The following is a 25,245-nucleotide window of genomic DNA, read 5'->3' as shown; positions in this document are numbered from 1 at the left end:
CACCCGTAACCGCGCAAAATATCTGGTCCATCCAGACCGGGCTTCCGCCAGAAAACTTCTGGTAAACTTATCCTTCCCAGCAGAAATATCGTGCCTGATCAGGCCATGCCGGCTTCACCTCCAGTTGAGCTTGCAACCTCTCATGCGGAATAAACGCCCTCGCTCACCTATGAGTGGAGAGCGGAATCACCAGCCCACAGCACCGGCTACTGGGCTCGCTCCTCTCTGAAGAATCTGCCTCGTATGCGCGGCCCAAAATATAAACGGGGTTCACAAATCAGGTTATTTCGTGATATATATTAGGTAATATCAAATATCTCATATGATTACCTGGCCGTCGTAAGAGAATATCTGTCCTCTCACAACGCGTCCTGCTGCATTGCTCGCGCACGCTGACAACGATTCAGCATATCCGATGCCTTCGGCACGAGTGATATCGCACAAACTGTCCCCATCCATATGAACACGCGAGCCCGCATCACTGAAACGAATGCGGGCTTCGAGAGTACTTTGCCGATCTTACCAAGTGCAACGGTCTGAATGCCGGGCGCATCGTAAGGTGTCGACACTGCCTTTCCCAAACCGCAAGCAAGACGGGCCCACATAACCCGCACACAATCATGCCTTTGATCTTATCCATCAGAAGCCGAGGGCCCTCACGCCGGGCGTGAGGCATCGATGGGCGTCGCCGGACATATGGCTACGACAGAGATTTTCTATCGCTCATATCCTACGGGCGGGGATGATCACAGGACATCGACATAGTCTGCCCCCTGGAAACAGGTTTCTGCCCCCCCCTTCCCGAACACAGACACATTGACCAAGCGCGTAAGCCGCTTTGCTTCACCACGAACAGCGCTACGGCTCCGTGACGGCGAGCACCGGACGGCGGCACGGCCAGACGCGCCTGCTTCGAGAGCAGGACTCGTCTTCCCTCAAATGCGGTGGCCCAACAGCCAATATTGCGGGCATCAGAACCCGCGCAGGAGCCCTGAATGAAAACTTCCTCGCAATCATTACCAGTGTCCATCATCCGTTTTCTGGCCGTATTCATGCCTTGTTTTCTTTCTGGGGGTGCACAGGCAACACCCCAATTCATTCCGCCGGGCGGCTTGCCCCCCAGCACCCCGGTCGGAACTCAGGGTGCAACACTTGGAACCTTGGAAGACGATATTGCTCGCAATGCCCGGAACATTGAGGCGTTAACGACGGCAGGAGTAACGCACGAAGCTCTCAGCAATGCATTGGCGGGATATCTCAGCGCAGCTCAGGCAGACGATCGTTACGCGCTGCAATCGGCACTCGGCAGTTATGTTTCGCGCTCAGGCGGTACGATCGATGGAGCGGCAGGAAAGGGCCTTAGCCTGAACAATCCTGATCCAGAAATGGGATCGGATGGTGTGACTCATCTCGATTTTTCTTCTCCAATGGCAAACGAACTCACCATCACGGCCAATGCGCCGAGTTCCAATGTGCTCGCCGTCAACAATACGGCACCTACAGGCTTCTCGGCGCTCACATTTCGCGGGCATGACGCCAATCTGAGCGCCAGCACCGGCCAGGAGGTCAACTTCGAGCATGCGGCCATCGGCTATGGCGGCAGTCTTCCCTTCCAGATGGGCAAGGGACACGCCTTTCTGGAGGTGAGCCGGTATGATGGAACAGCCAATCCCTTGCTCGCGCCTGCACCCTGGATCCTCATGCATACGGGTGCCGAATTCGTCACATTTGCCGAGCGCTATATCGACACCACAGCAGGTTCGACGACGGTTTCCTGCCACGGATGCTCGTTCCCATCCGGCATAGATGGCATGGTGATCGACGCGCCGACAGAATATGGACTGTTCGCACAGCCAACAACAATCAGATCCGGCGCCGGTACGTCCACCCTCACCCTGACTGCGGCGGCACAAGGTTCACGCAGCAATATCGTGGCCCGCTTTGGCCCGACTGCCTACCACCAATATGATAACGTGGTTTGGTCTGAAATGGGCAATATGGACTGGTTTACCTATCCCAGTGCCCGTGACGGTAATTTCAACAACTGGCCATTTTTCTCTACCGATTTCAATTACGGCCGGATCGGAATCTGGAATAACCATCCTGAAGCCGAGCTGGATGTGGTTGGAAACGCCATCTTCGGTGCTAACCGGAATGCACGTGGCACATTCGGCAATCTTGGCATCATCAATTCGATATGTCAGCCAGGTTCGGGAAACCGCAATCAGGTCGATCGCAATACGTTGTTGGATGGCATCGACACCCTGCAAGGCGTCTGTCTCAACAACCCCGGTCGTTACGCGTGGAGCGACCTGAATATTGCCAATCGGGGCGATGATGCCGTTCTGTACGAGCTCTATCTGGATGGAAGCCGGGCGACGCGCATTGTGGCGCATCCGGTACGCGCGACAACAGCTTCACGACAGCTCATGCTCACTGATTGCGGGACGACCATCACGGCGGCAAGCGACTCGCCAGTAACAATGAATGTCGGTCCCGGGCTGATAAGTGGCTGCCGCATTACCATCACCCAGCTTGGCATCGGCACTGTGACCGTGATCCCGCAAAACGGTGAGACACTCGGAAGCTGGAACAATCAGTCCCAGACGGGGGCATACACTTTGCCGGGGCAGTACGCCTCAGCAGTTCTTGAAGCGAAGACGGATAGGCTCGCCACGATAGAGCGTGGTCAGTAATGCCGTATCCGCTATGGTGTCCATCATCGGGGCACCATACCCTCACGACCGGCAATCACTCACCGGTCACGCGCCTGCACCCAGCCTGACCGTCAGCAACAAGAACCGATCGAGCTGTCATGGTGGTCAATCAGCCAAGACCATACATGTATTGCTCGAAAGAATCAGGCCCACTGGCATAAGGATGAGGGAAGCGGACCCTCAGCCACTGTTCCTTGCGATAGGCCGTCCTGTGGGCTTTGGGAATGGGAGCACCGCTGTCGTAACGATCGAATGCCCACCAGCGTGGCGGCAACCCCTTCGGGGCCCTCATGTCGAGTTGCGATCGATACCAGTACATAAGCTCGAATACTTCGATCCGGTTACCGCAATACCGCTCAAGCATGATTTCGCCTGCCCATGTCACCTTCGTGAAATGAAAAAAGCGAAGCTTCTTGTCGCCGGCGAAAATTGTCCCCTGGTCGTCGATCGAGATGGGCCGTTGGCTCAGATTCCAGCTTGCGACATTGTATCCTGAGTCGCGAAGGATAAGGACGTTATCGAAAAGTGCCGGGACATGATCGCACCATTTCTGATCCGTGAAGAGCCCATTTGGGACATCGTCGAAGCAGAATGTCAGAAGTCTGTCGCGCCACCACTCTGCGAAACGCCGCCCCTCGGGACGGGAAGAAACGGCGACGAAGCCGAGATTGTATATCCCGTATTTCAACGAGCCAATCTCGTTGTCCTGTATCACAGCCGGATCGGTATCAGGCTTTAGCTGGTGCGGCGTAAGGACGACATCGTGCGTATCGAGGGCCTGCTCGATCGCGGAGAGATCCGAAAATATCGCGATGTCAGGATCGATATAGACAACCTTGTCGGCGCCTTGCTCGAAAAGACGGCAAAGCATCTTGCCCTTAACTGCCGTGCACAGCTCGACGATATCATGCTCGAACATCCACGAGTCGAGGTTCGGGATTCCGAGTTCCCCTATCCTGACGACCGCGTCGATAGGCTCTTCATCAAGGTCAAACGTAAAACCTGGTGGCTCAATATCTGACAAGCAAAAAACGAACTCCCAGTCGGGATGGAAACGGCGAAGCGTTTCCCCGAGAACCCTGACGCGATCAAGATAGGAGAAAGAAGCGCTCGTGAAGCAGTATGTCTTGCCCATATCAGGATACTCCCCCCAGCGCTGCTCTTGTTTCGGTATGTGCCCGTGCCAGCCAGCTTACGCTGTCACCGGATGGTATCAGGTAGCCGCGGCGGCGGCTCGAGATACGCATCAGCTTGCTGAGACGCTCTGATACGAAGAGGGCGAACAATTCCTCCTCATCACGAAGCAGCAGCCCTTGCTCAGCCCCAACGTCACGAAGCAACGCGGAGACATTCCCCTCGCCCTCCGGCGCGATGAGAAAGGCGCCAGATGCAAGCGCCTCGTAAGCGGCGTAGCAGAAAGTCTCTGGCCACAGCGCCCAGTTGATCACCACATCGATATTCCTCGCCACGGCGGCGGCCACCATGGCCTCGTCCCCCTGGGATGAACTGTTCACCGGAGTGTGGATGATGTTTCCCGAGGCCGGAACGCTTTGTGCCATCCCAAGATGATGAAATTCATATCTCGGATCGTCCTTGAGCTCCAACGCAAGCCTCTGAAACGTATTCCAGCCTTTGAGATGAGTGCGATAGCCCAGAAACGCCACCCTGATCGGCTTGTCCTTACTGCCAGACCGATAGGGTATACGTGAGTCCTCAAGGATAAGGCGGCCAAGAGGGCGACCGAGAACCATCTTGAATTGGTAGGGACTGTGCTTTGCCCAGATATCGGCAGCTGCCTGTGAAGGAGCCATAACGATCGGATCGACGCGTTCAAAGAATAGCGCCATCTCGTTCATGAAGTTTGGGCGATCACCGCCATGGCTGCAAATACCGCATGACATCGAGTTCGCAGCCGGAGCATGACAATAAACCGCGTCGTTGCGCATGAGCTGTATACCACTGCACAAGGTAAAGAAGTCATGCGTCCACACGATCGTGGAAACCGCCTTCATCCCTTCGACAAGCGTGGCTATTTCCCGCGGGTCATGCCCCATGAGATGATGAATAACGGCGAAGACCGTGAGATGCCCAGCACCGATTTCCTGCAGGGCCCGCAGGAGAACAGCCGGTGTGACATGGCCCAACTTACGGCCATTCAGACGCAGTGACAGGGCAACCGGTATCTCCGGTTCATGCGTGGCCAGGCCCAGCCTGTGACAGCTCGGGGAGAGATGAAGATAGTTCCATGAAATGTCGTGACACTGCGCCTCTTCAAGACAGAGAAGCTTCTGAACGCCTCCGACATTGACACTGTAGTCGTCGTGACTCACCGAAAGGATGACCGGAGCGTCGAGCAGGTGAATCGAGAGGAGCTTCGAAAGGCGGGAAGATGAAAGAATTCCCTCTTCGGGGATTTCCGGTTCATAGTTCTTCGCCCGGTAATTCATCGACCACAAGGCATGCTGAACCCGTAGCCTCTCCTCACGAAGAGGCGGCATGATCTTTCTTCCTTCGTACTGCCCCGCCTCAAGGTAATGCAGAAGCGGATTCACACCCGCAGCAGCGATGTCCGGATATTGACGAAGGTAGAACTTGGTATCGAACGAAATACTGGGGTCTCGTCCTTCCCGCCACCCTATGGAGCAAAAGTGCTCGAAGGGATCCATGTTCGCTTCTGCGACATCGGGGTTTGCGGCAAGGTAGAAGGCACCATCGAAATAGTCGTTCAGGGCCTTAATCTCTGTTTTCATGGTCTCTATCCGAGCACAGTATTATTTCAGATACGGCGATATTGATCGCGCACCCTTGCGGCCGTGCGTCGTGCGAACCGGATACCTTTATGCAGATTCGGGAATCCTGCGATCATGGACCGCAGCGGAGCCGTCAGCCTCCAGGTTGTGCTGATCTCCATACTTCTGACGCGTTCCTGCAGGAAAGCCACTTGCTCGGCGTGGCCGGAATCGATGACCCGCGTCTCCACTGGAGCCCCGGACGTGACATACACATACTCGGTGGTTCGACCCGCCTGATGCGTCGTCTCATAACGGCGCGTCGCCTCGGCAACCTGATCGAACATCTCGACCGTCAGCGATGAAATTTTACGCTCCAGCGACTTCGCGTAGGAAGCAGCCTCGCTCTGCTTTACTGCGGCGTCGTCGAGAGATTTCTCGAGTTCCCCGATCCGTTCCGCCTGCACCCGGGCTTCCTCGTCCTGGCGAACCAGCCGGAGTTCCATCTCGTCAACAATACGCCGCAAGGAGGCCTTCTCTTCCTCGACGGCGAGGACGGCTCGCTGGTGGGAAGCGCTTTGCTCCATAACCTTGTTCAGCGCGATCTGGCTTGCCGATTTGTGATCCTGCATTTCACCGGCGAGCCTCTCCAGCTCGGCTTCGAGCGAGTGCCTGACCTGGGTGAGCGGCGTCTTGTTTTTCCAGCCGTGGCGCAGAAATTCGCTAAAGTTCTCGTCGCGCAGCGCATGACCAGCCAGCGCGGCGAGTTCGGGGACAGACTTTCCTTGCCAGTCCGCGTAGCCCCATCGTGGGGTTTCCCAGAGGCTTGACCTGAGCATCTCAACCGTTTCGATACGCTTGAGGATGCAGCCATGGGCCCGCAGAGTATCCGACATGACCGGCTCACGAGAGGGCGCAACAAGGAGGCCTGCCTCGTAGGCAAACGGAAAGATGACCTTCTTTTCCTGTCTGAAATTATCAGGATTATGCGAGGGGAAGGCAAAGTAATAGATGTCGAGATCCCAGGACAGCAACCGGTCACAAAGTGCCAGAGACCTCTCGTCTTCGTTGCATTCGAGCCAGAGGGCCGTTTTTCCGGTTGCAAGCTCACGGGCATGGCTGTCTATGATGCTCAGCTCCATGCCTTCCGCGTCGATCTTGATCAGGTCGAACGGGCCTTTTTCGTCCCATATCTCCTTCAGGCTGCGCACGTGCGAAGTAGCCAGATCTGAAGGCGCCGCTGTCTCGTCAGGTGCGAATGACGCAGATCCGATGTTCTCAGGATCAGCATGGACATCCGAGACACTGAGGCCGGGACGACCAACGATAGCCTCCTTGACCGTCGCTTTAGCCTTGATATTGCGCCCGACATTTTCTGTCAGGCATGGAATTACTGCAGGATTACCATCGACGAAGCAGATTTCCGAAAGATCACTCAGAAGCGAGAGACCGATACCAAACGTTCCGAAACACGCACCGATATCCAACACCCGGGCTTGTTCCGGGACGACCGACGCAATGAAAGATACCTCATCCCACGCCCATTCACCATAATGGACGAGAAATCGGGCGATCAGATCATTTTCGTCTACGGGAACCTTTAGAGCACCGTATCGCGTGTTGATTTCTTTCAAAATGCGCTCTTTTCGTGTCAAAACGGAAAATCATCGTGACGCAATGTCGCATTCCTTGTCCTCTGAATTACATGGGCAAGCAATAGAGACCTGTACCTGAAATGTATAAATCTCTGTGCCGTGATATTAAGGAAACTGATTGGCACAGTCGCGACAACAGGCGTGAGCGCACATCGCAGTAAGGCGACATGGGAGGAAACATATCGAATTTTCGACGGGAAAAGTGGCGGAGGGGATGTCCGCCGCAAAAATAAACTAACATATTGATTTATTGATATTTATTAAGTGGAGAATGAAAACTATCCCACACAAAAACCCACATAATATCGTCGCTTGTGTCATTTTGGGTGGTCGAGAGGGCACAGGACCATCCGCCTCTACCTGCATCTTCATCGCCAGGCAACGCGGCTTCTGACGGACGATTCGTGCTCATGAAAAGAGCACCCGCTCCAATGCTTCGGTCAGTTCAGCCCGCTTGGAATCGGGCAGCTTGGCAAGATTGCGCTGTTTCCACATGACGGCAGGCAGATGCTGGGCCTCCGGTATCCCGAGTAGTTCCCAATTCGGCTCGCCTCGTTTGAAGCTAACGAGGAAGCGCCGGTGATTGTCCGGCATGGCGGCGACCATCTCGGCGATAATCGCTTCCCGTGCGGTTTCCAGTTCTGTGAGGGTGATGGGCTCTTCCGTCATTCCGACAAAACCCCGTTCGAACTCTTCTCGTAACGGCTTGCGGGTCGGAGCAAGAACTTCGGCCATCGGGCGGTTATGGCTGATGAGATAAACCAGAAAAGCTCGCCGCAACGCATCGTCGACTCCCTCGTTCGCCAGCAGGCCGCGCACGTCGAAAAGGTCGCGGGGATGCTGGCGGTCGAATGCAGCTACGATCTTGCCCGCATAAAGGTCGGCGAAAGACACGACTTGCATCTCGGCAAACCCGAAGGCATCTTCGACAGCAGGCACCACACTTGTCACAGCCGGATCATAGACGGTGCCTCGCAGCACCGGCGTTACCTCTATTTTGATCTGTACACCGCCGACCCGAACGACCAGCTTGGTCACGGTGTTCTCATCGGCCGAACGTGAGGCATTTACCCTCACACCGGGTATGCCCCGTTCGATCCGCTCCTTGATTCTGAGCATCGCGGCGTCAATCGCAGACAGCGACGCGGGCCGCCCCTCAACCGGCAGATAAGTCAGGTCGATGTCCACGGAAAGACGTGGCATGTCGCGCACGAACAGGTTGATCGCAGTGCCACCCTTGAGCGCGAAAATCCGTTCCTCAGCGACGAAAGGAACAACCCGCATCAAGAGAGCCACCTGCTGCTGATATGTGTCGAGGAAAGCCATGAGCTTCACGAACCTCCCAGGTCGGTTGGCACGGTGATGTTATAATGCGGATCGAGTTTTCCGCCTTTGGCAAGGACACGCTTACCCGCACCCAGATCGATGCGAGATATATCGAGCCGGGGTCGCCATGCATGGCGGTGGCGGTCCGCGAAGAAGAGGAAGAGCCGCTTCACCTTCACGCTGGTGCAAGCCTCAAGCAGCGCTTGCAGTCGGCGCGGACTTAAATCACTCATTCCTTCCATCAATGCATCAGCTTGGTGAAAGGTCTCACGCTCGGGCAGTTCATCGAGCAATTCGAGAACGGCGCGCTCTTTACTGGAATAGCGAATGGGCAGGGCCAGACCACCGATATTGACCATAGCGGGACTTGATATGGGCGATGCATCGGTGTGGCTCGGAAACAACCGCAGGCTGTTGTGCCAATGAAAGGCCACATCGAGCGGCAGGCTTGGCAGCCATGTCGGTGGAGGCTTCGGTCCGTAAAGATGAACCTCACGAACCGACGTCGACAGATAATGAGCATACCCCTGCTGTTCGAGCGCGGTGCGCCCGCCGACGGTCAGCGGAAGGTCCAATATGGTCTGGAGGGAAACGATGACCTGCTGCCAAGTGAGCGGTGTTCGCGAGCGGCGATAGACGCGTCGAGCCGGACTTTCGAGCCAGCCGGAGCGCACATATTGGCTCCGCAGCGCTGACGAATAGCCGTGGGCTTCCATCCAAGCGGCATCAGCGAGGAGCCCCTCGGGGAGCACCTGCTGGAGTCGGTTTAGCTTTCCATTAAATTGCGTAGCCATACTTAGTATTATATGAAATTAAAAAACCTAAGTCTAGTTTGCATACCGCGAGTTTTGCCAAACCATACTTAACATTTTTCAATTATCGTAAACCGATATAATCCGGTTGATCATAGGAGAAACCGGCTATTTGCGGAAAACGCTGCGTGACTGGATGCCGCAAGCCAAGCGAGAGAAAATATAATTTTTAATCACAAAACCAAATAATAAAAAATTCCAAATTATATTTAGATAAAAATCTAAATATATAAATTTTAACTATTACTTATTCTTGTATTTTTCCCATACTACGTTCATATCGAGGCCATCGGAAAGGGCCTGTTTCATCTTGTTCCTGGCGTTGTCGGAAAAACACGGGAAAGCACTTTTCCCGAATTCAAATATATGGTGGCAATCCTTGTCTTCGTCGATACCAAGGTGCCAGCGGAGGGCCTTGGACTTCGGTTCCGATAACTTCAGGGCTTTCGCCAGTTCGGCCGCGCGCATGTGGAACTTCTTGCGAATATCGACTTCACGCACGGCTGCCGCTTCTTCCAAATCGTCGCCGCTGACGTAGCGGACGGGCGCCCCTTCCTTTTTCGAGAAATGCACCTTCAGCGTCACGCCATCGCCCGAAGTTTCGGTCGAAACGGCGATAAGACGCGGGAATACTTTGCCAATCTCCGCCCCCGCTTTGACCGCCTTTTCGATCCTGTGGATATCCTTTTCACTGATCTCCACCTCGTCGGTCGTCAGGGCCTCCATAGCGAGCAGAGAGCGGATGCGTGCTCGGGCCTCGTCCCGCTGGCGTTTACCGGGGCGCAACAACTCCGCGATTAGCTTGTATTCACGATCGATCAAAAACTCGAAATCTCCTGGGGGTTTAGATGAGACGGGCAAGACACGCGGCGGGATAAGCGTATGGAGATCGGCTTCCAAGCCGCGCTTCAGGTAGTCATCAAACGCCGAGATCACCGCTCTTGTGTGCATGTAAAGTAGGTCTTCGGAAACAAAGACGAACCAGTGCTGGCTTGCGTCGCGCATGGCATCGACAGCACGCATGATGCCAGCTTCCTCCGGCTTTAGCCCGTGACTAGCCTGGCAAAGGCGCAAACATTTTTCAAAGCCGATAGACCTCCCCGTCACCTTGTCGAAGACGGTTGCCCTTTTCTGCACCAGCACAGCCTTTAGCAGCATTTCGCAGGCATGCTGAAGATGGAGAAGGACCGAGGTAATCCGCCCCTCCTCCTCGAAGGAGTTAAACGTCGTCATGGCGATTTTCAGCGAGGCGACGGCTTTCTCTTTTAGCGTCTTAGCGTCACGTACCAGCTTCATGATAAGAACGATCTCTCCCTTCGAAGACGCTTATGCTAACCATCAGAAAACGAATTTCGCCTGGCTCCGGTCCTCGACAGGGCGCAACCGGGCAAAAGCCAGAAGCTCGGCAATCGAACCGCCCTTGTCTCGCCACCCATAGAAGGCGTCTTCCCCAAGCAGAACATAGTACCATTCCGCATCGTTGCGCAGATCGGCGGCCAAGCTGTTGATCCGGTCGCACCAAGCGACGGCCGCCTTACGCTTGCGCAGCACGTTCGGGCTGGTGAGTTGACCTTGTGCCTTGGTTTCCACGAGATAGATCGAACCGCCGGCCCGCACGAAGAAGTCGGGGGAATAGAAAGCAGGCAATCCGTCTTCCTTAATGTAGCGAAGCCGCGCGAAGGTATGCTTTTGCTCGTTGATCTTGCAGAAAGATTCCACGCTGGCGTCGCGTTCGCAAGTTTCCATGAAGGCCAGTTCGAGGCCGCCGTTCCGAGACGGATACGGCAAACGCAGGTAAATGGCCTTTTCGACTGCAAGTGACGAACCCGTGCGCATAGCAAGCTTCGGCACTTCTGATAGTCGCCGATGTGCAACCTCGGCATCGGCGACTATCACACTGTCCTCGGCTTCGAGGATAGCGCGCGCCCATACTTTGATGATGTGCTCAGTTACCGGGTCGATCAGTAGGACGCGCCAGTTTTCATCAGCAAGAAGGTCTACCTCATGCTGGAAAAGATGTCGGCGAATGAAAGTATCGATGCCCTCGGCTAGCTCTGCCCGGTTGATCTGGATGTAGGGAAACTTGCTGGCATTGGCGAAAGCCTTTGAACTGCCCGTGGTGTCGGTCAAGGTGACGGCTTCGGTGATCCTACGCGTGATGCGCGCAAGATAGTCGTTGTATCCCGTAGCCGTCATTACGCCGCCATGCACGCGGTAATCCCCGAAGCGGGTCTTGGCCTGCACGTCTTCTGAATGGAATCGTTCACCATGCCCCAACTGGCTCTTGAGTTGAGCAAGCGTGAAAGCTCCAAAAGGCTCAAGATTAGCTGGGTCTATATGCGTGCCTTCCAGTTCCTCAACCTGCTCGCGCAAGATGAAGGGAATGGCGAAATCGTAATTCTCGAAACCAGGGCGCAGTCCGACGGAAATCAGGTCGCCCGTTCCGCTAGTGTTACGCTCATCCTCGTCGTCGGATTCAGTTGCCAACCCTTCCTGAATCAGATCGTCATAGAACTCCTGAAACGCCGGATGCTCCACGATCGAGAGAATGTCGATCATGTTGGTCGGCGTCCTGCCGGCGCGGATGAGTTGGCGGTTCTCCCGCTTGATGTCGTCATATTCGTTGCCGCGCCACATGAGGCGCAGGCCCCGACCGATCGTCTGTTCGAGCAGGATGCCGGCGCTCGACGCGCGTAGCGGGACGATGACGCAGATGTTGTTCACGTCGAAGCCCTCGCGCAGCATCAGCACGCTGACGATGACGCGCGGGGACCGATGCCGGTCCACGTCGAACAAGCGCTCGCGCAGCACCTTCCATTCGTCGGCCTTGAGTTCGCCCTTGCGGTTGGAATCGACGCGCAGCACATCGTCGTCGGCCAGTCCTTCAAGCTGCATGAACTCGGCCACGAGGGGCGTGACCGTGGTGTCTTCGCAGACAACCAGCATCTTCGGATGCTTTTCGGGATCGAGACCCGTGAAATCAGCTTCCAGCTTGCGGAGCTTGGTCAGGCCGGCGCGGAGCATGATCCGCTGGCCTTCCGAGAGCATGGGTTTGCCGCTCTCGTCCCGGTCGGCTTTGAAATCCAGTTCGTCATGGCTAAGCGCCCCGATCTCGGAGCGTTTATCGAGCACAAGGGATTTGACTAGTCCGGCCCGCATGGCCGTCTTGAGGTCGAAATCCACGACGATGTGCGGAAAATAAGACTTCCTGCTGTTCCGGCCGGTCCCGACCTCGTTATAGGGCGTCGCCGAGAAATCCACCTGCACGAAGCGGCGGCCCTTCGGCTCGGCGATCAGGTTGAGACTCTTTTGCCATTCAACCTCGGTCACTTCGCCTTCGCGCTTGAACTCGTGGATATGGTGCGCTTCGTCGTTGAAGACCATCAGGGCGGGCAATTCCTTGAGGTAGTCAAGGATGCCTCCCCGCTCATAGCGACGGTTCAGCACATTCAGGTCGTTGCCTTTGCTTGTACCCGGCGTCAGCGGCAGGATGCTTTGCACAATTGCCTTGGGATCAATTTCTACACCGGGTGCCTCGATTTCCTCGTCTTCCGGCTGTTCAACTTCCTCCGACAGCACATGCCAGTTGGAAATGGCGATGATGCCGCCGGCCGTGACCTTCCGCCCGATCTCCTCCTTCGGGCAGACGGCACCTTGCACGAAGCGGAACACCTCGTCCCGATAGGCGTCCGGGATGAACAGCTCCTGGAACACCGCGAGATCAGAGATCGAGAAGTCGCGCTTGCCGTCGCGCTCCTTGCCCATGAAGGCGTCGAGCAGTCGATCGTAAACGATCAGGCCGGGAGCGACAACGAGGAAATTCCGGGTGAAGCGGGGATTTTCCGTCGCGCGGTTGGCATTGAGAATCTGCCAAACCATGATGGCTTGTAGCACCCATGTCTTTCCAGTACCGGTCGCCATTTTGAGGCAATATTTCGGATAGGCATTCTTCGGCGCGCGGATCACGTCGGAATCCCATATGCTGGATAGCATCACGTCCGGCGCGACCGCTTGGTAAAGTTCCTGCAACGTCGAAATGCCCAGGATCTCATGGGCGTAGATCACGTTGAGCAAGGCTTGCCGCTGGCCGGGGTGGAAATTGAAGGTGCGGGCATCCTGAAACTCCGCCTGAAACCACCATTTCAGTAACTCGGCAGTGATCTCGGAAACCTGATGGAGAATCGGGGCTTCGCCGGTTTCCAAGCCAGCGCAGGCGGCTTCGGCCCTGGCTGTCAGGCCCTTGGCAAGCGAAAGATCATTGATGCTCGCCATCATGCCACCTCAATCGTCGCTTCGGCCTCGAAGCCGAATACATCGACCACGCGTACACAAACGCGACGCGGGCCGTCCTTTTTCGGCAAGCTGGCAAGCCGCGCCGTGCGCGTGACGCGGTAGGGATCGCTGTCGTTGTCAGTGTTGCCCCGATAGTCCTGCCAAACGGAGCGGAACACCTCGCCGTCATAGTCAGGATCGACGCTCCAATATTCGATCAGCGCGAGCGGATCGGAATTGATGACCTTTTGCAGCTTGTCGCGGTTGGCCTCGTCGAGATTCAGCGCCTCCGGCGAAAGCAGCACATAGTTGGCGATTTCCACAGACAGGGCTTCGCTCTCCCCGTTCTGCTTGCGGGAAACCGCGCCTAGTTTGAGGTATTGCAGCGACGAGAAACGCACCTCGTCGGCCTTGAGCTTGAGGCCCTTCTTCTTCAGACGGTCGAGAAGGTCGGGCGGGATCACCAGCACTTCCAGTCGCTCGCCCTGTCCTAACGCCTCGATATCGTGGCCGATCGTCGGCGAGAAGTTCCAGCCGAGGATCACCACCTTGTCCCAGCCGCCCATAAGGTTATCACGGATTTCGATCGCGCGGCGCAGCGTGGCAAGGCCAGTCATCTTGTTCGGGCTGTCGGCGAGAATAAGGGTTTTGCTCCTCTGAAGTCGTCCCATGTTCTTGTTCGGATTTTCCTCCACGGGCAGCGGCAGCGCGCCAAAAAGGCCGAGGACGATTTCGGCGAGATCGCCGATACGGAACTTCGCGCCCATTGTGGAGCGCATCTGCTCCACCTGGTAGTCGCCGATATGCTGGTAGAGGAAGGGTTTGGCGTCTTGGTCGATCAGGCGCTTGCGCGTAATCATGCACGCCGGTTTGCCCAGGTCAGAGGTGATCCAGCGGCGACCAAGCCGCTCCGCGACAGCAGCCGTCGTGCCGGAGCCAGCGAAAAAATCGGCGACGATTGAATCCGCGTTCGTTGATGAGGCTATAAGACGCTCTATTAGCCGTTCCGGTTTTCGAGTGTCGTATTCAGGACCAGTTTCGAGACCAATGTCTGTCCACATTGATTGAAGCTCAACACCTGGCAAATCGTCCACATACTGTAAAACATTGGGACGGCCAGCCCCGTCCTTCGCCCATATGATCCGCCCCCGCGCTTCAAGCTCATCGAGAGACTTCTGAACGCTACACTGTGCTTCGGCCGAGATCAGATGCCGCAAAAATCCCGGGACAGCCCAATGGCGACCTTTACCCATCTGATTGGGATCAACCCCTTTCCATGGGCGACCAGAGTCTCCATCTCGCCGTCCCGGCGCTGTAAGCGGGCTTTCACGATATCGCCGGCCTTGCGCATCTACCTTGCGGAACATGCCGTCGACATATCCGTCAGTGTACGGGGTATACTGCTGATTCCAAATGCCACATCCATTCCTTGTGTAGAACAGTATGTTGTCATGAACGTGGTTATAATATTCGCTTCCACCACGAGATGTTGTTCTACGCCATATAATTTCATTCTCGAAATTATATCTGCCAAATATTTCGTCAGCTATTATTTTCACATAAGGGCCAACGCTGCGGTCGATGTGTATATAGATGCTTCCAATATCTGACAGCAACTCTCTCATTAGAGTCAAGCGAGGCGTAATCATTTGCAAATATGATGCCGTGCCATCTGCCCATGTGTCAGAGTACGCAAACTGCTCGAGAATACTTGGATTCTGCTGAATTTCAGATTCAGGCAGAATTATCTTCGTCCTATAATCGGCTTTGCTGTCAAATGGCGGATCAATATATATAAAATCAATTTTGTTGCGAAGGGTTTCTATGCTGGAACCGCCAGCAATCAGCGCAGCCATAGCTAGAAGATTATCGCCGTATATAAGGGCATTTCGTTTGCTGGAACTTAGATCATTAGCAATCTCTGATTTTTCTCGAAATAAATCTTTCCATTTGCTATCCTTGGCCGGAACAACCAGCTCGCGCGTTTGCAGACCGAGGCGATAATTGCTTTCTGCCCTCTCCATTACACGTTCAGCTTCTCTTTTTCCCTCTGCGACAATAGACGGAAGCTGTTCCAGCAAACTCTTCATTCAATTTCTCCCGCCCCGTGCTTTGTACGAGGCATAATTCCACTTTTCTTTACTTCAGATCAGTGACAGATGCTGATCTATTTTTTCTTTTAGCCATTATTCAATTTGTTCGTTGGTCACAGACAAGATCAATGTCAGCGGGTTTGTTGTCGAGGGAGTGAAGCCGTGGTGTTCATAGAATGCCCGCGCCTCGTCCGAGATCGCACGCACAAGCACGCCCCGAATCCCCATGATCGAAGCGGCTTGTTGAACCCGGAGCACCGCGTCTTGCAGCAGCGCCATCCCGACTCCATTCCCTTGCACGGTGCGGTCGATAGCCAGTCGACCCAAGACCGCCATGGGAATCGGGTCGGCCATATTCCTCTTGATTTGACCACACGCCTCCGCATACGCAAGCGCACCGGAGGCCAGCGCGTAATAACCCACCACGCGGTTTTCCAGGGTGGCGACGACATAGGTGCGCGACGCACCGATGAACTGGTTCGCCATTGCACGCCGGCGCAGCCAATCATCCAGCGACGACACACCGGAATCGAACACCGTCAGGATATGCGCGCCTGTCAGAAGGCTTGGGGCCTGTAATTTCCACACTTAGCCCTTCCAAGGCTTCGGCGCGCGCATTAGCCGTTCATACCCTTCACCGGACGGCGGCCGATCCAGAACGGCCAGAAACTGCGCATAGGTTTCAGCATCGACCCGCACGAAGGTCTGATCCAGCAGCGCATTTTCAGCCGCCTGCCGCGACGCTTCGATCATGAAATCCGAGCGCGTCTTGCCGTTGACGCGCGCCGCTTGGTCGATCAGGTCGCGTACATCCTCGCGCACGCGCAGATTTACAGCGCGCGTAACTGGCGACGATGCTGTCTCCCTGGCTGTTCGTGCAGGCATGGCACGTCTCCTCCGTTTCAGCGTAGCTATAGCATGACACATACACAATGTGTATCCACTCCTCACCTTCGCTTTTTTGACGAGAGTTCTCAAAAACGCGCCCTTTGGGGCGAAAGTCAGTAAGACGCGCTCCTTTGAGGCGGTGCAGTGTGGCGATCCACAACAACCCGACGTGTAACGCCTCACAAAGCCATGCCTCTGGCAGCGGTCTTGCCTTGGATGCCTGCCGCCATGGTGACCCCGGCCGTCGCAGTGAGAGCGGTCTGCTTCACACCTGACCGCTCCTGAATAGCAGCGACGAGCTTGGCGCGGTCGTTGGTATAGAGGGCAACGCTTTCCCTGGCGCGCGAGAGAGCCACATAGAAGCTCTTCTGATCCACAAGCTGGCTGGCCACGCTGTCGGCATGGACCAAAATGCGATCGGCAGTGCGCCCCTGCGCGGCGAAGGCCGTGGCGACCCAGCCATGGGCGATGTGACGATCGCGCGGATCGTCTGGCGTCAGATGCTCGATCCGGCGATTGTCCATGCGGAGCGTGACCGTTCGCGCTTTGGGATCAACACCAATCACTTCCCCTTGCTGGCCGTTGGTCCGTCCCGCCGCACGGTCATTGCGGGTGAACCGCACGCGATCACCGGCACGGAGTTCGATCGGCTCGACGGTGAACACCTGGGACTGCGTGGCACCCCATTGGCGCAGGCGCCAGTCTATGCGTCGCCCGTCACGCGCCATCAGGATCACGGCCGCCTTTTCCGTATCGATGCCGGCCACGGTATAGGCATCCCGCCGGGAGACGCCCTTATCGGCACAATCCTTCGTGAAACGGACGACATCGCCGATCACGTAACTTCTCGCCTCCTTCGCCTCGGTGCGGGTCATGTCTCTGCTTACGAGACGCGACAGTTCGACTGCCGGCCCATGCAGCGCACCCGTCTCCGCCAGCTTCTCGCGGATTTTTCCAGTCAGGGTGTCGCGCCCGTCCCGCGACGGCTCGATGACCAGAGCGCGCTTGCGGGCTTTCCCGTCCAGCGCCGCGAAATCCCGCGCCATCTGCTCGAACCGTGCTTCCCGTCCTTCATGCTCGACGACATGCCCGCCACCCGAATCAAGGGCCGCCAGGGCTTGCTTCGCATCGCCGGCAAGACTGGCATCCACCGCTGCACGGGCCTGCTCGTTGGTCTGGCGCAGAATCCGGGTAAGATGGGCAGTCTCCATGCCCGCCTGCTGAAGTTGCCCGAAGGCCACGCCGGCTTCGATCGACCCGAGTTGCGCCGTGTCGCCGACCAACAGCACACGTGCTCGATGGGTTTCCGCCAGCGCCAGCAACTTCGCGGCGTCGCGCGCCGACACCAGTGACGCCTCGTCCACGATCCAAAGTTGGTCGACAGTGGTGGGCTTGCCGGGTGCTAAAAGATGTCGCGCGAGCGTGTCGGCGCGGCTGCCGAGCGCGTCGCCCAGCACCTGGGCTGCCGAGGCGGTCGGGGCCAGCGCCGTGACACGAAGTCCCTGCGTCTGGGCTTCTTGTGCGACGGTTGCCAGCACGGTGGAGGTCTTGGCGGTGCCGGCAGCACCCTGCAAGGCGACGATCCGGTTGCGGCTGGTGAGAATTTGCGTGGTCGCCGCGCGCTGCTCATCATTCCATGCGTAGCCCTGTGATTCCGCCCGCCGTTCCGCCTGCGCCACGGCGCAGGAGGCAGTTATGGGTGCCAGGATCGGTGCGACCTGCTCCCGCCCGTGTTCTTCAAGGCGCAGCAAGGCAGCCTCGTCCGCGATATTGGCGGCCGTGGTCAGGCCCTCGAAAGCCGCGCCCCGGCGATCGACGAATGAGCGGACTTCCAGCGCGCCGGTTTTCTGAGCCCGAACGATCGCGGCACCGATCTCGGCATGGCCGACCTCACCGAAGGCGAAACGTCCCGCCGCCTCGTGCAGCGCGATGGTGGCGAACACCGAGTGCCGCTCGCCAAGCATCGACGCGCCCCGCGCAACCGCCCGATCGGCCGCGCATTCGCGGGCGAAGGCGTGTTCCACATCTTCGGCCGTGGCCTGGGTCCGGGCGCGCGCCTCGGCCCGTGCGACTATCTCGCGCCTTGCCTGCTCGTTCCATCCGGCGGAATCCGCCACCGCGCGCCATTCCCCGATCAGTTCGGCATGGGGCACGGCCTCCTTGGCCAGCCTGGTATCGAGCGCCGCCATCTGCTTTTCGGCGGCGCTCGCCTCTTCCCGGCTGGTCCCACGCTGGCTGAGATGCGCCTCGATCGCCTGGGATCGCTGGCTGAACGCCTCCAAGGTCGTTGCGTCGAGCCCGGTGATCTCAAAGCCGGACTCCTTTCCCCTGTCGATGGCATAGCCCAGACGCTGGACTTCTCCCGCCAGTTCCTGGCGGCAGATCGCGCCTAACTGCTTTTGCAACTGATAGAAGGCACGGGGTTCCAGACTTCGCCATTGCCCGCTGTCATCCTGGGTCATGTTGAGGATGACGTTATGACTATGGAGCTGGGGATCGAGCGCGCGACTGGTGCCATGACGAAAGGTAGCGACGACCAGATTCCCCGTCGTTTCACGCCGGACCGCTCCATCCTCGCGGATGCGCGTCGCGGCGAAATGGGTTTCGGCCAGTCCCAGCGTGGTCCTGACCGCGCGTTCATGCGCCTCGACCAGGCGGCGGTCCCCCGCCACCTCGGCCAGGATCGACACGGATTTCGGGGCGCTGAAGGTCAAATCCCAGCCCGGCCGATGCGCGATCTCGCCGTCCCGCGTCGCGCCAAGCTGCTGATCCGCGACCCGGCCTTCCAGAAGCCGGGAGAACTGGTCGTGTTCGACCGCGCCCTGCAACTTCAGCGCCTCCGCCCCTTTGCCCTGCCATTCGGACGGGGCGAGACCACCCTCGGCGTAATAATCATCGGCCTCGTAATAGCTTGCCGCTTGCGCCGCGTTGCTCAGGGCCGACACAGTGGCGACCATCAGACCGGGCCAGGCTTGGAGGCCGGGTTACGTCGGGTGGGGCGGCTCGATGCCGGAGCCTCGCCGGTGGCTTTGTCCTCCTCCTCCTTCTTCTCCTTTCCGGCCTTCGACTCATCCGGCCGCGTCTGTTTCCACAATGTCTGATCCAGGCCGATCGGCTCGAACGCCGACGTTCCGGCCGCGCCCCGCGCGATGATATGTGCGTTGGTGAGCGCGATCCGCGCGACCGGCAATCCGTCGGGCAACAGGAGATAGGCCCAGCCGGGCGGCAGGCGCAAAGCACTTTCCATCACGGCCGGGCGGACCTCGCGTCGTGTGCCGACCGTGATCTGGGGCTTGCGTGTTTTGGGATCGAGATTGGCCGAAAGGGTCTGGATTTCGACCTCGGCCTGGCCAATCGTTTTCGATGCCCAGTCCCGGCTTTCGACATCGGTGAGTTGAAGAAAGAGCTTGGTGTTGCAGCTTCCCAGCACCGTCTCGGCGTCCTTTTCCCCATACCGGCTGCGCATCTGGTCGATGGTCTGGAAGGTCAGGATCACGGCCGCGCCGAACTTGCGCCCCTGCGGCAGCAGGCGGGTCATGTTGTCCACGCGCGGCAGGTCCGGGAACTCGTCGAGCAGGAACCACATCCGGCGACGGTCGGAGGGCGGCAATCCAAGCGTCGCTGAAGCCGCGCATTCCAGCCAGAGCGCCATCAAGGGCCTGATGGCCTCGAAATGATCCTCCTTGCGTGGCACGAAAATCCACGGGCGACGGCCCTTGTGGCTGTCGAACCCGGCGAAGAAGTGGGCAAAGGAAAAGCCTTCACCGCCCTGTGCCGGTTCGGCGCGCAGGAACATGAGCAGGTTGGCAGCCTTGGCGAGCATGAACAGCACGCTGGCCGTGGCGCGCTCGGCGTCCTGGGCGAAAGTCCGGGCCGAGGACGTATGGGCCAGCCATCGCTCCAGATCCGCGCTCGACATATATTGCAGCGCATCGAGCAACCCGGCGGGCGTGCCGCGTTTTTCTTCCCAAAGCTGGCGCAGGATGTTGGCCACGAGGATGCGGGCCGTTTCCAGCCAGACATCGCGGTCCCGATCGCCGGTCTCGCTGATCAGATAGCGGGCGATTCGGGCGGCGTCGGCGGGATGGCGGATTTCGTCGAACGGGTTCCAGTAGGCACCTCGCGCATCGAAGGGATTGAGCAGAATGTCGCCCCGAACGGGATTGTAATACTGGGCGACGAAATCCCCCGACGTGTCATAAACGAGTGCTGCCTCGCCACGGGCCTCAATCACGTCGAGGAGCTGGCGCAGCGCGGTGGTCTTTCCAGCGCCCGTGGTGCCGATCATCGCCAGATGGCGGGTCTCGATCGCGCGCGGCAGGGCGACGGTGCCGAGGCGCAGGGGCGAAGGATCGTCCGTGTCCTCTGTGGTGGCGGCCAGGACGACTTCGGACACGACCCGACTGCCGGCGATGGTGCGGTCGGCCAGTTCCTGTGCGCGTTTACGCCGCCGCCGATCTGCGGTCAGGGTAAAGGTGCCGACGCCCAGCCCCATACCGATCAGACCACCCAGGGCGGCGCATTCGATCAGGGTAAGGACGCGATGTTGCACGTCCTCGCTACGCACCAGCTCGTAGGCGCCGGTCTCATAGCGTCGGCCATCAAGAATGACGGTCATCGGCGCATCCCTATGGCTGATGGCCAGAATGGGACGCTGGGCCTCCGCAAGGAGGAACTGTCCGGCCATGGTCAGTTCCTCGGGGGATGTCGTGGCGACCGCCGCCAGCCCGCTGCCAGCGAGAAGGCCGAGGCTGGTCACAAGGAAGGCGGTGCGGAAGCGTGCGCCACTCTGGGCGCGACGGATGGCGCGCAGAGCGCCGACATGCGCCTGCTGGTCGAGATCACTGGTCATGGGGTCTCTCCCGCCAGGACAAGCTGGCGCTGGAAGGCGTCGTTGATGTCGTCGGTGAGGCGGGTCTCGTCGATGCGGGTAGGTGCTGCGGCACGGGCGAAGACATAGGCGGCGCAGGACACGTAGAGCGCGCGCTCGGTCAGGCGCTCGACATGGACGATCTGTGTGCTGACCTGCCCCAGTTCCGTGGCCAGTTCGGGGGGGACCGATCCGGTCACGCCCTCCTGCATCATGGTCGCGAGCCCGGTCCGGACACAGTTCTGCAACAGGGCGTAGGGGGTCATCTCACGCCGTGCGGCAAGCTGCCGGAGAGCCCGATCCAGCGCGATCGGAAGGCGGACGGAATGCTGGACGTGCCTCATGGCCGCCCCTCCCGCCGCACCCGAGCCGCATTCGCGTAAAAAGGCGGAAATCCGCCACATATCGAGCTGCGAAGGCAGGCGCACCCCGATCGCACCCTCGAAAAACGGCAGAAAACCGCCGCAGGCCAGTGCGTGAGGTGTGTTCTTCTTTCTGTGGCCCGATGCGCAGCATCGGGGCCGCTGGTCGCATGGAAAAACCGGCATGGGTCACGCATGCTCCGTGCCCTCCCGGCGATGCTGAGCGGCCCAGTGGGCGATCAGGACAAGGGCCTCGCGATCCGCTGTCCGGCGGTCGAAAGGGAGATCAAGGCAGGGCAGATCGTAAAGCTCATGCTCGGCAACCCAGGCGCGGATCACGCGCTCGATCGCGTCCCGAAGACGCTGGTCCAGTGCGTTCGCCTCGAAAGGTGTCAGGTAGGCCGTGACGCCAAGCGTTTCGATCAGGCCGCCCAGAGGAAAGTAGGTGCGCGCCGCCGCCTGCAACGGACCGTCGATCCGGCAGGTCGAATTATCCCCCCGGTAGACCGTAAGCGGCGGTCGTTCGGCATGACGCCAGAAGCCGATGGCGAAGCGGTAGGTCTCGCCGTCCGGGGTGTCAGCGAGCAGTTTCTCGATCAGCGGCAGGGCTTCGCGGGCAATCCGGGGATGCACGCGAAAACGGAGCGTGACCCGATTGCCGGGGCGCAGCCAGTCCAGCATAGCGCGGAAAATGGGCATGGGGTGTCCTTTCGTGAATCATGCGAAACACGATGAAACGGGATTGTCGGAGGAAATCCGGGAGCAGGCGCGGCGTGGACCGCCCCCAAATGGCTGGGGTCGCGCCGCGCCTGCGGGTCAGATGTAGTTCTGGATCGGGAGGCCCTGGAGCCAATGTTCGATCTCGCCTGCGCGCCAGCGGACGCGCCCGCCACCGATCACTACAGGCGGCGGGCAGCGCTTCTGGCGCACCAGGCGATAAATGCTCGACCGGCTCTTATAGCCGGTCAGGCGCATTACATCGTCGATCGTCAACAGCAGGGTGAAAGCGGCATTCTGGTCCATCGGACGGCATCCTGTTTGATGGCGTACCGACGACGCTAGACGGCTTCAAATCGCTGAAAAAAGCCCGTTAGCCAACGTTATCCAACGCGATCAGGACTGATCAGGAGCCGTTGGGGTCGAAATATCCCTTGATATCTTTTCGCCCCTGCCTGCCGCTCAAAAGTGCCTTGAGCGATGAGGTCGAATCGCCACCTTGCGGGCCGAGGTCGCTGCCCAGAGTTGCTGCAAGTTCCTGCTTGATGGCTTTGATCGCGGCAGCCAGAGCCCCGTGTTGAGCACCTTTTCGCATTTCGCGTCGAGCAACGGTAAAGGCAATCCGATACCACGGCTGATCGTCGGGAGAGATATTCTCGCGAAGAAAGGCATCGAGATTGGTCATGAACTCCAGCATCGTGCCTCCGACCAGCCAGCGGAAGCGCGGATCATTGTTGAGGCACCGTGCCTCGTCGCCGTCAGGCACGGTATCAGTCACGACATAGATCGGACGGGTGAATGACCTCCGGAAGGAGAGCCAGAACAGCCCCCAGAATTTTGCCTCTCGGGAGAGGAGCAACGGGGAGTAGCGGTTAGAAAAGGTTTCGGGCGAAACCCGTCCATCCAGCAGAACACCATCGGACGCCTGCACGGCACTCAGGACTGTGTTGCCATACCCGGCGCTTGTATAGGCGGAAAGCCGCCCGCTACGGAGGTCCGACATGAGCAGTTCCAACTCGGCGGGCAGTACAATATCGTAGGGCGTTTTAACGAACAAAAATTTTCTGGTCTGAAACCATCTGACGCCGGTCACCGAAAATACCATGACGAAAAAGCTGGTCAAAAACAAAATGAGATACGTGATATAGGCAGAAGAATTTGGGTGATGAAAAATAAACGAAAATAGAAGAATACCAGAAGTCAAACTCAGAATGAAAGACACAACAAATATAGCAACAAAAAAACTGAACGCCTTGTCAGATTTTCTCTTCAGATCGACAATCGCCTGATCAACCAGTTGATAGCCTTTTTCCAGATTATCAGGGTTCAGCTTCTGGGCTGCGAGCAAGCTCAATCGGACTGATTTCATTCCCCTCGTCTCGGCATTTCTCTTGGCAACAATACGCTCCCCAAGCTTCCATCAAAATACGCCGTTTTTCCAGAAGATTACCACGCCGATAGGCGGCTTCGACCTTATTGCCGATCGTATGGGCAAGCGCCATCTCGGCGATGTCGCCGTCGAACTGGGTTTCCTCGGCGACCCAATCGCGAAACGATGAACGAAAGCCATGAGGAACCGCCGCGATGCGCGCGTCCCGGCAAATCTTGGTCAGCGTCATATCGGACAACGGCTTGCCCGCGCGCTGGCCAGGAAACACAAGCTGGCTTCGTGCCTCGCGATAACCTTGCGCAAGCTTGAAGACCTGACACATCTGCGAAGAGAGCGGGATGACATGCTCCCGCCCTGCTTTCATCCGCTCGGCGGGAATCGTCCAGAGCTTGTTCTCAAAGTCGATTTCATCCCATGTGGCGCTCCTGATCTCCCCAGAGCGTGTCGCGGTCAGGATAAGAGCCGCCAGAGCCAGGCGCCCGATCGAATCTCCCGACCGGAGATAAGTGAGGAAGGCCGGCACCTCGGCGTAGGGCAACGCTGTGTGATGAACGGTCCTGGTCTTCGCCTTGGGAAGGGATTTATCCATTGCCGCCAGCGGCAGGGGAAGCGTGCGGTAGCCTTTGCCGATCGCCCAGTCCATGACGTTGCTGATCCGCTGCCGAACCCGGCGGGCGGTCTCAGGCTTATTGAGCCAGATCGGGGCGATTACTTCACGAACATGATGGCCGTCAAGATCGGCGATCGACACGTCGCCGATCAGTGGGAATGCGTAGGTCTCAAGGGTCGTCAACCATTGAGCCCGGTGCTTCTTGTTCTTCCAGGTCGCCTTGTTCTGCGCGTAGACCTCAAGGGCGGCTTCACGAAAGGACGGAATGCCCGCCTCCTTGCGGCGTTCAGCTACGGGATCAAGGCCAACTTCAACCTGCATCCGCGCCTTGACGGCTCGTTCGCGCGCCAATGCCAAGGATACCTTCTTGGCGCTGCCGAGGCCGATGTCACGCCGCTTGCCGTTCTTCTGGACCCGGCAGACCCAGGATTTGCCACCCCGTGGGCTGATGACGAGATAGAGCCCGTCGCCGTCGCCATAGCGACCCGGCTCCCTGATGGCCTTCACGGTTGTTGCGGAAAGACGCCCCATTTTTATCCCACACTTCTTACCACGCGAGGTGTGGGATAGGATGCAATTCCGTGCATCGGCATGCAACACGAAATAGCGTGAATTTCGCAGAATACAGCCATTTTTGGTAGGCTACGATATTGAATAAAAAGGGGAATTGGCGGAGGGGATGGGATTCGAACCCACGGTACGGCTTGACACCGTACAACGGTTTAGCAAACCGCCGCCTTCAGCCTCTCGGCCACCCCTCCGCCTAGAGGGACGCAGTTTTCACGGCGTTTGCAGAACTGCTTC

Annotated in this window: 18 protein-coding genes and 1 tRNA gene; 1 reads left to right on the top strand and 18 read right to left on the bottom strand. The window is 58.0% G+C overall.

Features of this window, described 5'->3' with window-relative positions:
- Positions 1-995 precede the first annotated feature (995 nt).
- Positions 996-2,696 (top strand): hypothetical protein, encoded by a 1,701-nt coding sequence (locus F3J08_RS06250; protein ID WP_166928830.1) that lies wholly within the window; start codon positions 996-998, stop codon positions 2,694-2,696.
- 130 nt (positions 2,697-2,826) lie between these two features.
- Here F3J08_RS06250 and F3J08_RS06245 read toward each other — a convergent pair whose 3' ends face one another.
- The 18 genes from F3J08_RS06245 to F3J08_RS06160 all read right to left on the bottom strand — a co-directional run bounded on the left by F3J08_RS06245 (position 2,827) and on the right by F3J08_RS06160 (position 25,202).
- Positions 2,827-3,741 carry a hypothetical protein gene (locus tag F3J08_RS06245; protein ID WP_205206769.1) on the bottom strand — a complete coding sequence of 305 codons (915 nt, stop codon included), beginning with the start codon at positions 3,739-3,741 and terminating at the stop codon, positions 2,827-2,829.
- Positions 3,742-3,853: 112 nt separating this feature from the next.
- A complete protein-coding gene (locus F3J08_RS06240) occupies positions 3,854-5,467 on the bottom strand; it encodes a glycosyltransferase family 4 protein (protein ID WP_166928828.1) in 1,614 nt (537 codons plus the stop codon).
- 26 nt (positions 5,468-5,493) lie between these two features.
- Positions 5,494-7,080: an FkbM family methyltransferase gene (locus F3J08_RS06235; protein ID WP_166928827.1), complete on the bottom strand. Its 1,587-nt coding sequence runs from the start codon at positions 7,078-7,080 to the stop codon at positions 5,494-5,496.
- A gap of 429 nt (positions 7,081-7,509) precedes the next feature.
- Positions 7,510-8,427: a nucleotidyl transferase AbiEii/AbiGii toxin family protein gene (locus F3J08_RS06230; RefSeq protein WP_205206767.1), complete on the bottom strand. Its 918-nt coding sequence runs from the start codon at positions 8,425-8,427 to the stop codon at positions 7,510-7,512.
- 5 nt (positions 8,428-8,432) lie between these two features.
- Positions 8,433-9,221, bottom strand: coding sequence for a type IV toxin-antitoxin system AbiEi family antitoxin (locus tag F3J08_RS06225; protein ID WP_166928825.1), 789 nt, complete (start codon positions 9,219-9,221; stop codon positions 8,433-8,435).
- A 261-nt stretch (positions 9,222-9,482) separates the two neighbouring features.
- The gene (locus F3J08_RS06220) at positions 9,483-10,535 is read right to left on the bottom strand and encodes a hypothetical protein (RefSeq protein ID WP_205206765.1); all 1,053 of its coding nucleotides are present in this window, start codon (positions 10,533-10,535) and stop codon (positions 9,483-9,485) included.
- A 42-nt stretch (positions 10,536-10,577) separates the two neighbouring features.
- Positions 10,578-13,514 (bottom strand): DEAD/DEAH box helicase family protein, encoded by a 2,937-nt coding sequence (locus F3J08_RS06215; protein WP_240149170.1) that lies wholly within the window; start codon positions 13,512-13,514, stop codon positions 10,578-10,580.
- Positions 13,511-15,601: a site-specific DNA-methyltransferase gene (locus tag F3J08_RS06210; protein WP_166928824.1), complete on the bottom strand. Its 2,091-nt coding sequence runs from the start codon at positions 15,599-15,601 to the stop codon at positions 13,511-13,513. The genes F3J08_RS06215 and F3J08_RS06210 overlap by 4 nt, the downstream gene beginning before the upstream one ends.
- 96 nt (positions 15,602-15,697) lie before the next feature.
- Positions 15,698-16,192, bottom strand: a complete 495-nt coding sequence (locus F3J08_RS06205) for a GNAT family N-acetyltransferase (protein ID WP_166928823.1) — start codon at positions 16,190-16,192, stop codon at positions 15,698-15,700.
- Positions 16,193-16,489 carry a DUF1778 domain-containing protein gene (locus F3J08_RS06200; RefSeq protein WP_166928822.1) on the bottom strand — a complete coding sequence of 99 codons (297 nt, stop codon included), beginning with the start codon at positions 16,487-16,489 and terminating at the stop codon, positions 16,193-16,195.
- 182 nt (positions 16,490-16,671) lie between these two features.
- Positions 16,672-19,449 (bottom strand): MobF family relaxase, encoded by a 2,778-nt coding sequence (gene mobF, locus F3J08_RS06195; protein WP_166928821.1) that lies wholly within the window; start codon positions 19,447-19,449, stop codon positions 16,672-16,674.
- On the bottom strand, positions 19,449-21,344 hold the full coding sequence (locus tag F3J08_RS06190; RefSeq protein WP_166928820.1) for a type IV secretion system DNA-binding domain-containing protein: 1,896 nt from the start codon (positions 21,342-21,344) through the stop codon (positions 19,449-19,451). The genes mobF and F3J08_RS06190 overlap by 1 nt, the downstream gene beginning before the upstream one ends.
- Positions 21,341-21,910, bottom strand: a complete 570-nt coding sequence (locus tag F3J08_RS06185; protein ID WP_166928819.1) for a hypothetical protein — start codon at positions 21,908-21,910, stop codon at positions 21,341-21,343. Before F3J08_RS06185 ends, F3J08_RS06190 begins: the two co-directional genes overlap by 4 nt.
- 3 nt (positions 21,911-21,913) lie before the next feature.
- Positions 21,914-22,423, bottom strand: coding sequence for a hypothetical protein (locus F3J08_RS06180; RefSeq protein WP_166928818.1), 510 nt, complete (start codon positions 22,421-22,423; stop codon positions 21,914-21,916).
- A gap of 117 nt (positions 22,424-22,540) precedes the next feature.
- A complete protein-coding gene (locus F3J08_RS06175; protein WP_166928817.1) occupies positions 22,541-22,747 on the bottom strand; it encodes an AlpA family transcriptional regulator in 207 nt (68 codons plus the stop codon).
- Positions 22,748-22,847: 100 nt separating this feature from the next.
- Positions 22,848-23,795, bottom strand: coding sequence for a hypothetical protein (locus F3J08_RS06170; protein WP_240149169.1), 948 nt, complete (start codon positions 23,793-23,795; stop codon positions 22,848-22,850).
- Positions 23,761-24,972, bottom strand: coding sequence for a phage integrase central domain-containing protein (locus F3J08_RS06165; protein ID WP_166928816.1), 1,212 nt, complete (start codon positions 24,970-24,972; stop codon positions 23,761-23,763). Before F3J08_RS06165 ends, F3J08_RS06170 begins: the two co-directional genes overlap by 35 nt.
- A 137-nt stretch (positions 24,973-25,109) precedes the next feature.
- Positions 25,110-25,202 (bottom strand) — tRNA-Ser (locus F3J08_RS06160).
- Positions 25,203-25,245 lie beyond the last annotated feature (43 nt).

Source organism: Asaia sp. As-1742 (genome assembly GCF_011753235.1).
Classification (GTDB): Bacteria; Pseudomonadota; Alphaproteobacteria; order Acetobacterales; family Acetobacteraceae; genus Asaia; species Asaia bogorensis_B.
Note: the sequence above shows the minus strand (reverse complement) of the source record. Positions and strands in the feature narration are given on the sequence as shown.

Excerpts from the sequence above, each read along its gene's own strand:
- F3J08_RS06220 (WP_205206765.1), bottom strand. The coding sequence starts at position 10,535 with ATGAAGCTGGTACGTGACGCTAAGACGCTAAAAGAGAAAGCCGTCGCC.
- F3J08_RS06190 (WP_166928820.1), bottom strand. The coding sequence starts at position 21,344 with ATGACCAGTGATCTCGACCAGCAGGCGCATGTCGGCGCTCTGCGCGCC.
- F3J08_RS06165 (WP_166928816.1), bottom strand. The coding sequence starts at position 24,972 with ATGGGGCGTCTTTCCGCAACAACCGTGAAGGCCATCAGGGAGCCGGGT.
- mobF (WP_166928821.1), bottom strand. The coding sequence starts at position 19,449 with ATGGTCGCCACTGTGTCGGCCCTGAGCAACGCGGCGCAAGCGGCAAGC.
- F3J08_RS06230 (WP_205206767.1), bottom strand. The coding sequence starts at position 8,427 with ATGGCTTTCCTCGACACATATCAGCAGCAGGTGGCTCTCTTGATGCGG.
- F3J08_RS06240 (WP_166928828.1), bottom strand. The coding sequence starts at position 5,467 with ATGAAAACAGAGATTAAGGCCCTGAACGACTATTTCGATGGTGCCTTC.
- F3J08_RS06250 (WP_166928830.1), top strand. The coding sequence starts at position 996 with ATGAAAACTTCCTCGCAATCATTACCAGTGTCCATCATCCGTTTTCTG.
- F3J08_RS06210 (WP_166928824.1), bottom strand. The coding sequence starts at position 15,601 with ATGAAGAGTTTGCTGGAACAGCTTCCGTCTATTGTCGCAGAGGGAAAA.
- F3J08_RS06200 (WP_166928822.1), bottom strand. The coding sequence starts at position 16,489 with ATGCCTGCACGAACAGCCAGGGAGACAGCATCGTCGCCAGTTACGCGC.
- F3J08_RS06185 (WP_166928819.1), bottom strand. The coding sequence starts at position 21,910 with ATGCCGGTTTTTCCATGCGACCAGCGGCCCCGATGCTGCGCATCGGGC.
- F3J08_RS06180 (WP_166928818.1), bottom strand. The coding sequence starts at position 22,423 with ATGCCCATTTTCCGCGCTATGCTGGACTGGCTGCGCCCCGGCAATCGG.
- F3J08_RS06175 (WP_166928817.1), bottom strand. The coding sequence starts at position 22,747 with ATGGACCAGAATGCCGCTTTCACCCTGCTGTTGACGATCGACGATGTA.
- F3J08_RS06225 (WP_166928825.1), bottom strand. The coding sequence starts at position 9,221 with ATGGCTACGCAATTTAATGGAAAGCTAAACCGACTCCAGCAGGTGCTC.
- F3J08_RS06215 (WP_240149170.1), bottom strand. The coding sequence starts at position 13,514 with ATGATGGCGAGCATCAATGATCTTTCGCTTGCCAAGGGCCTGACAGCC.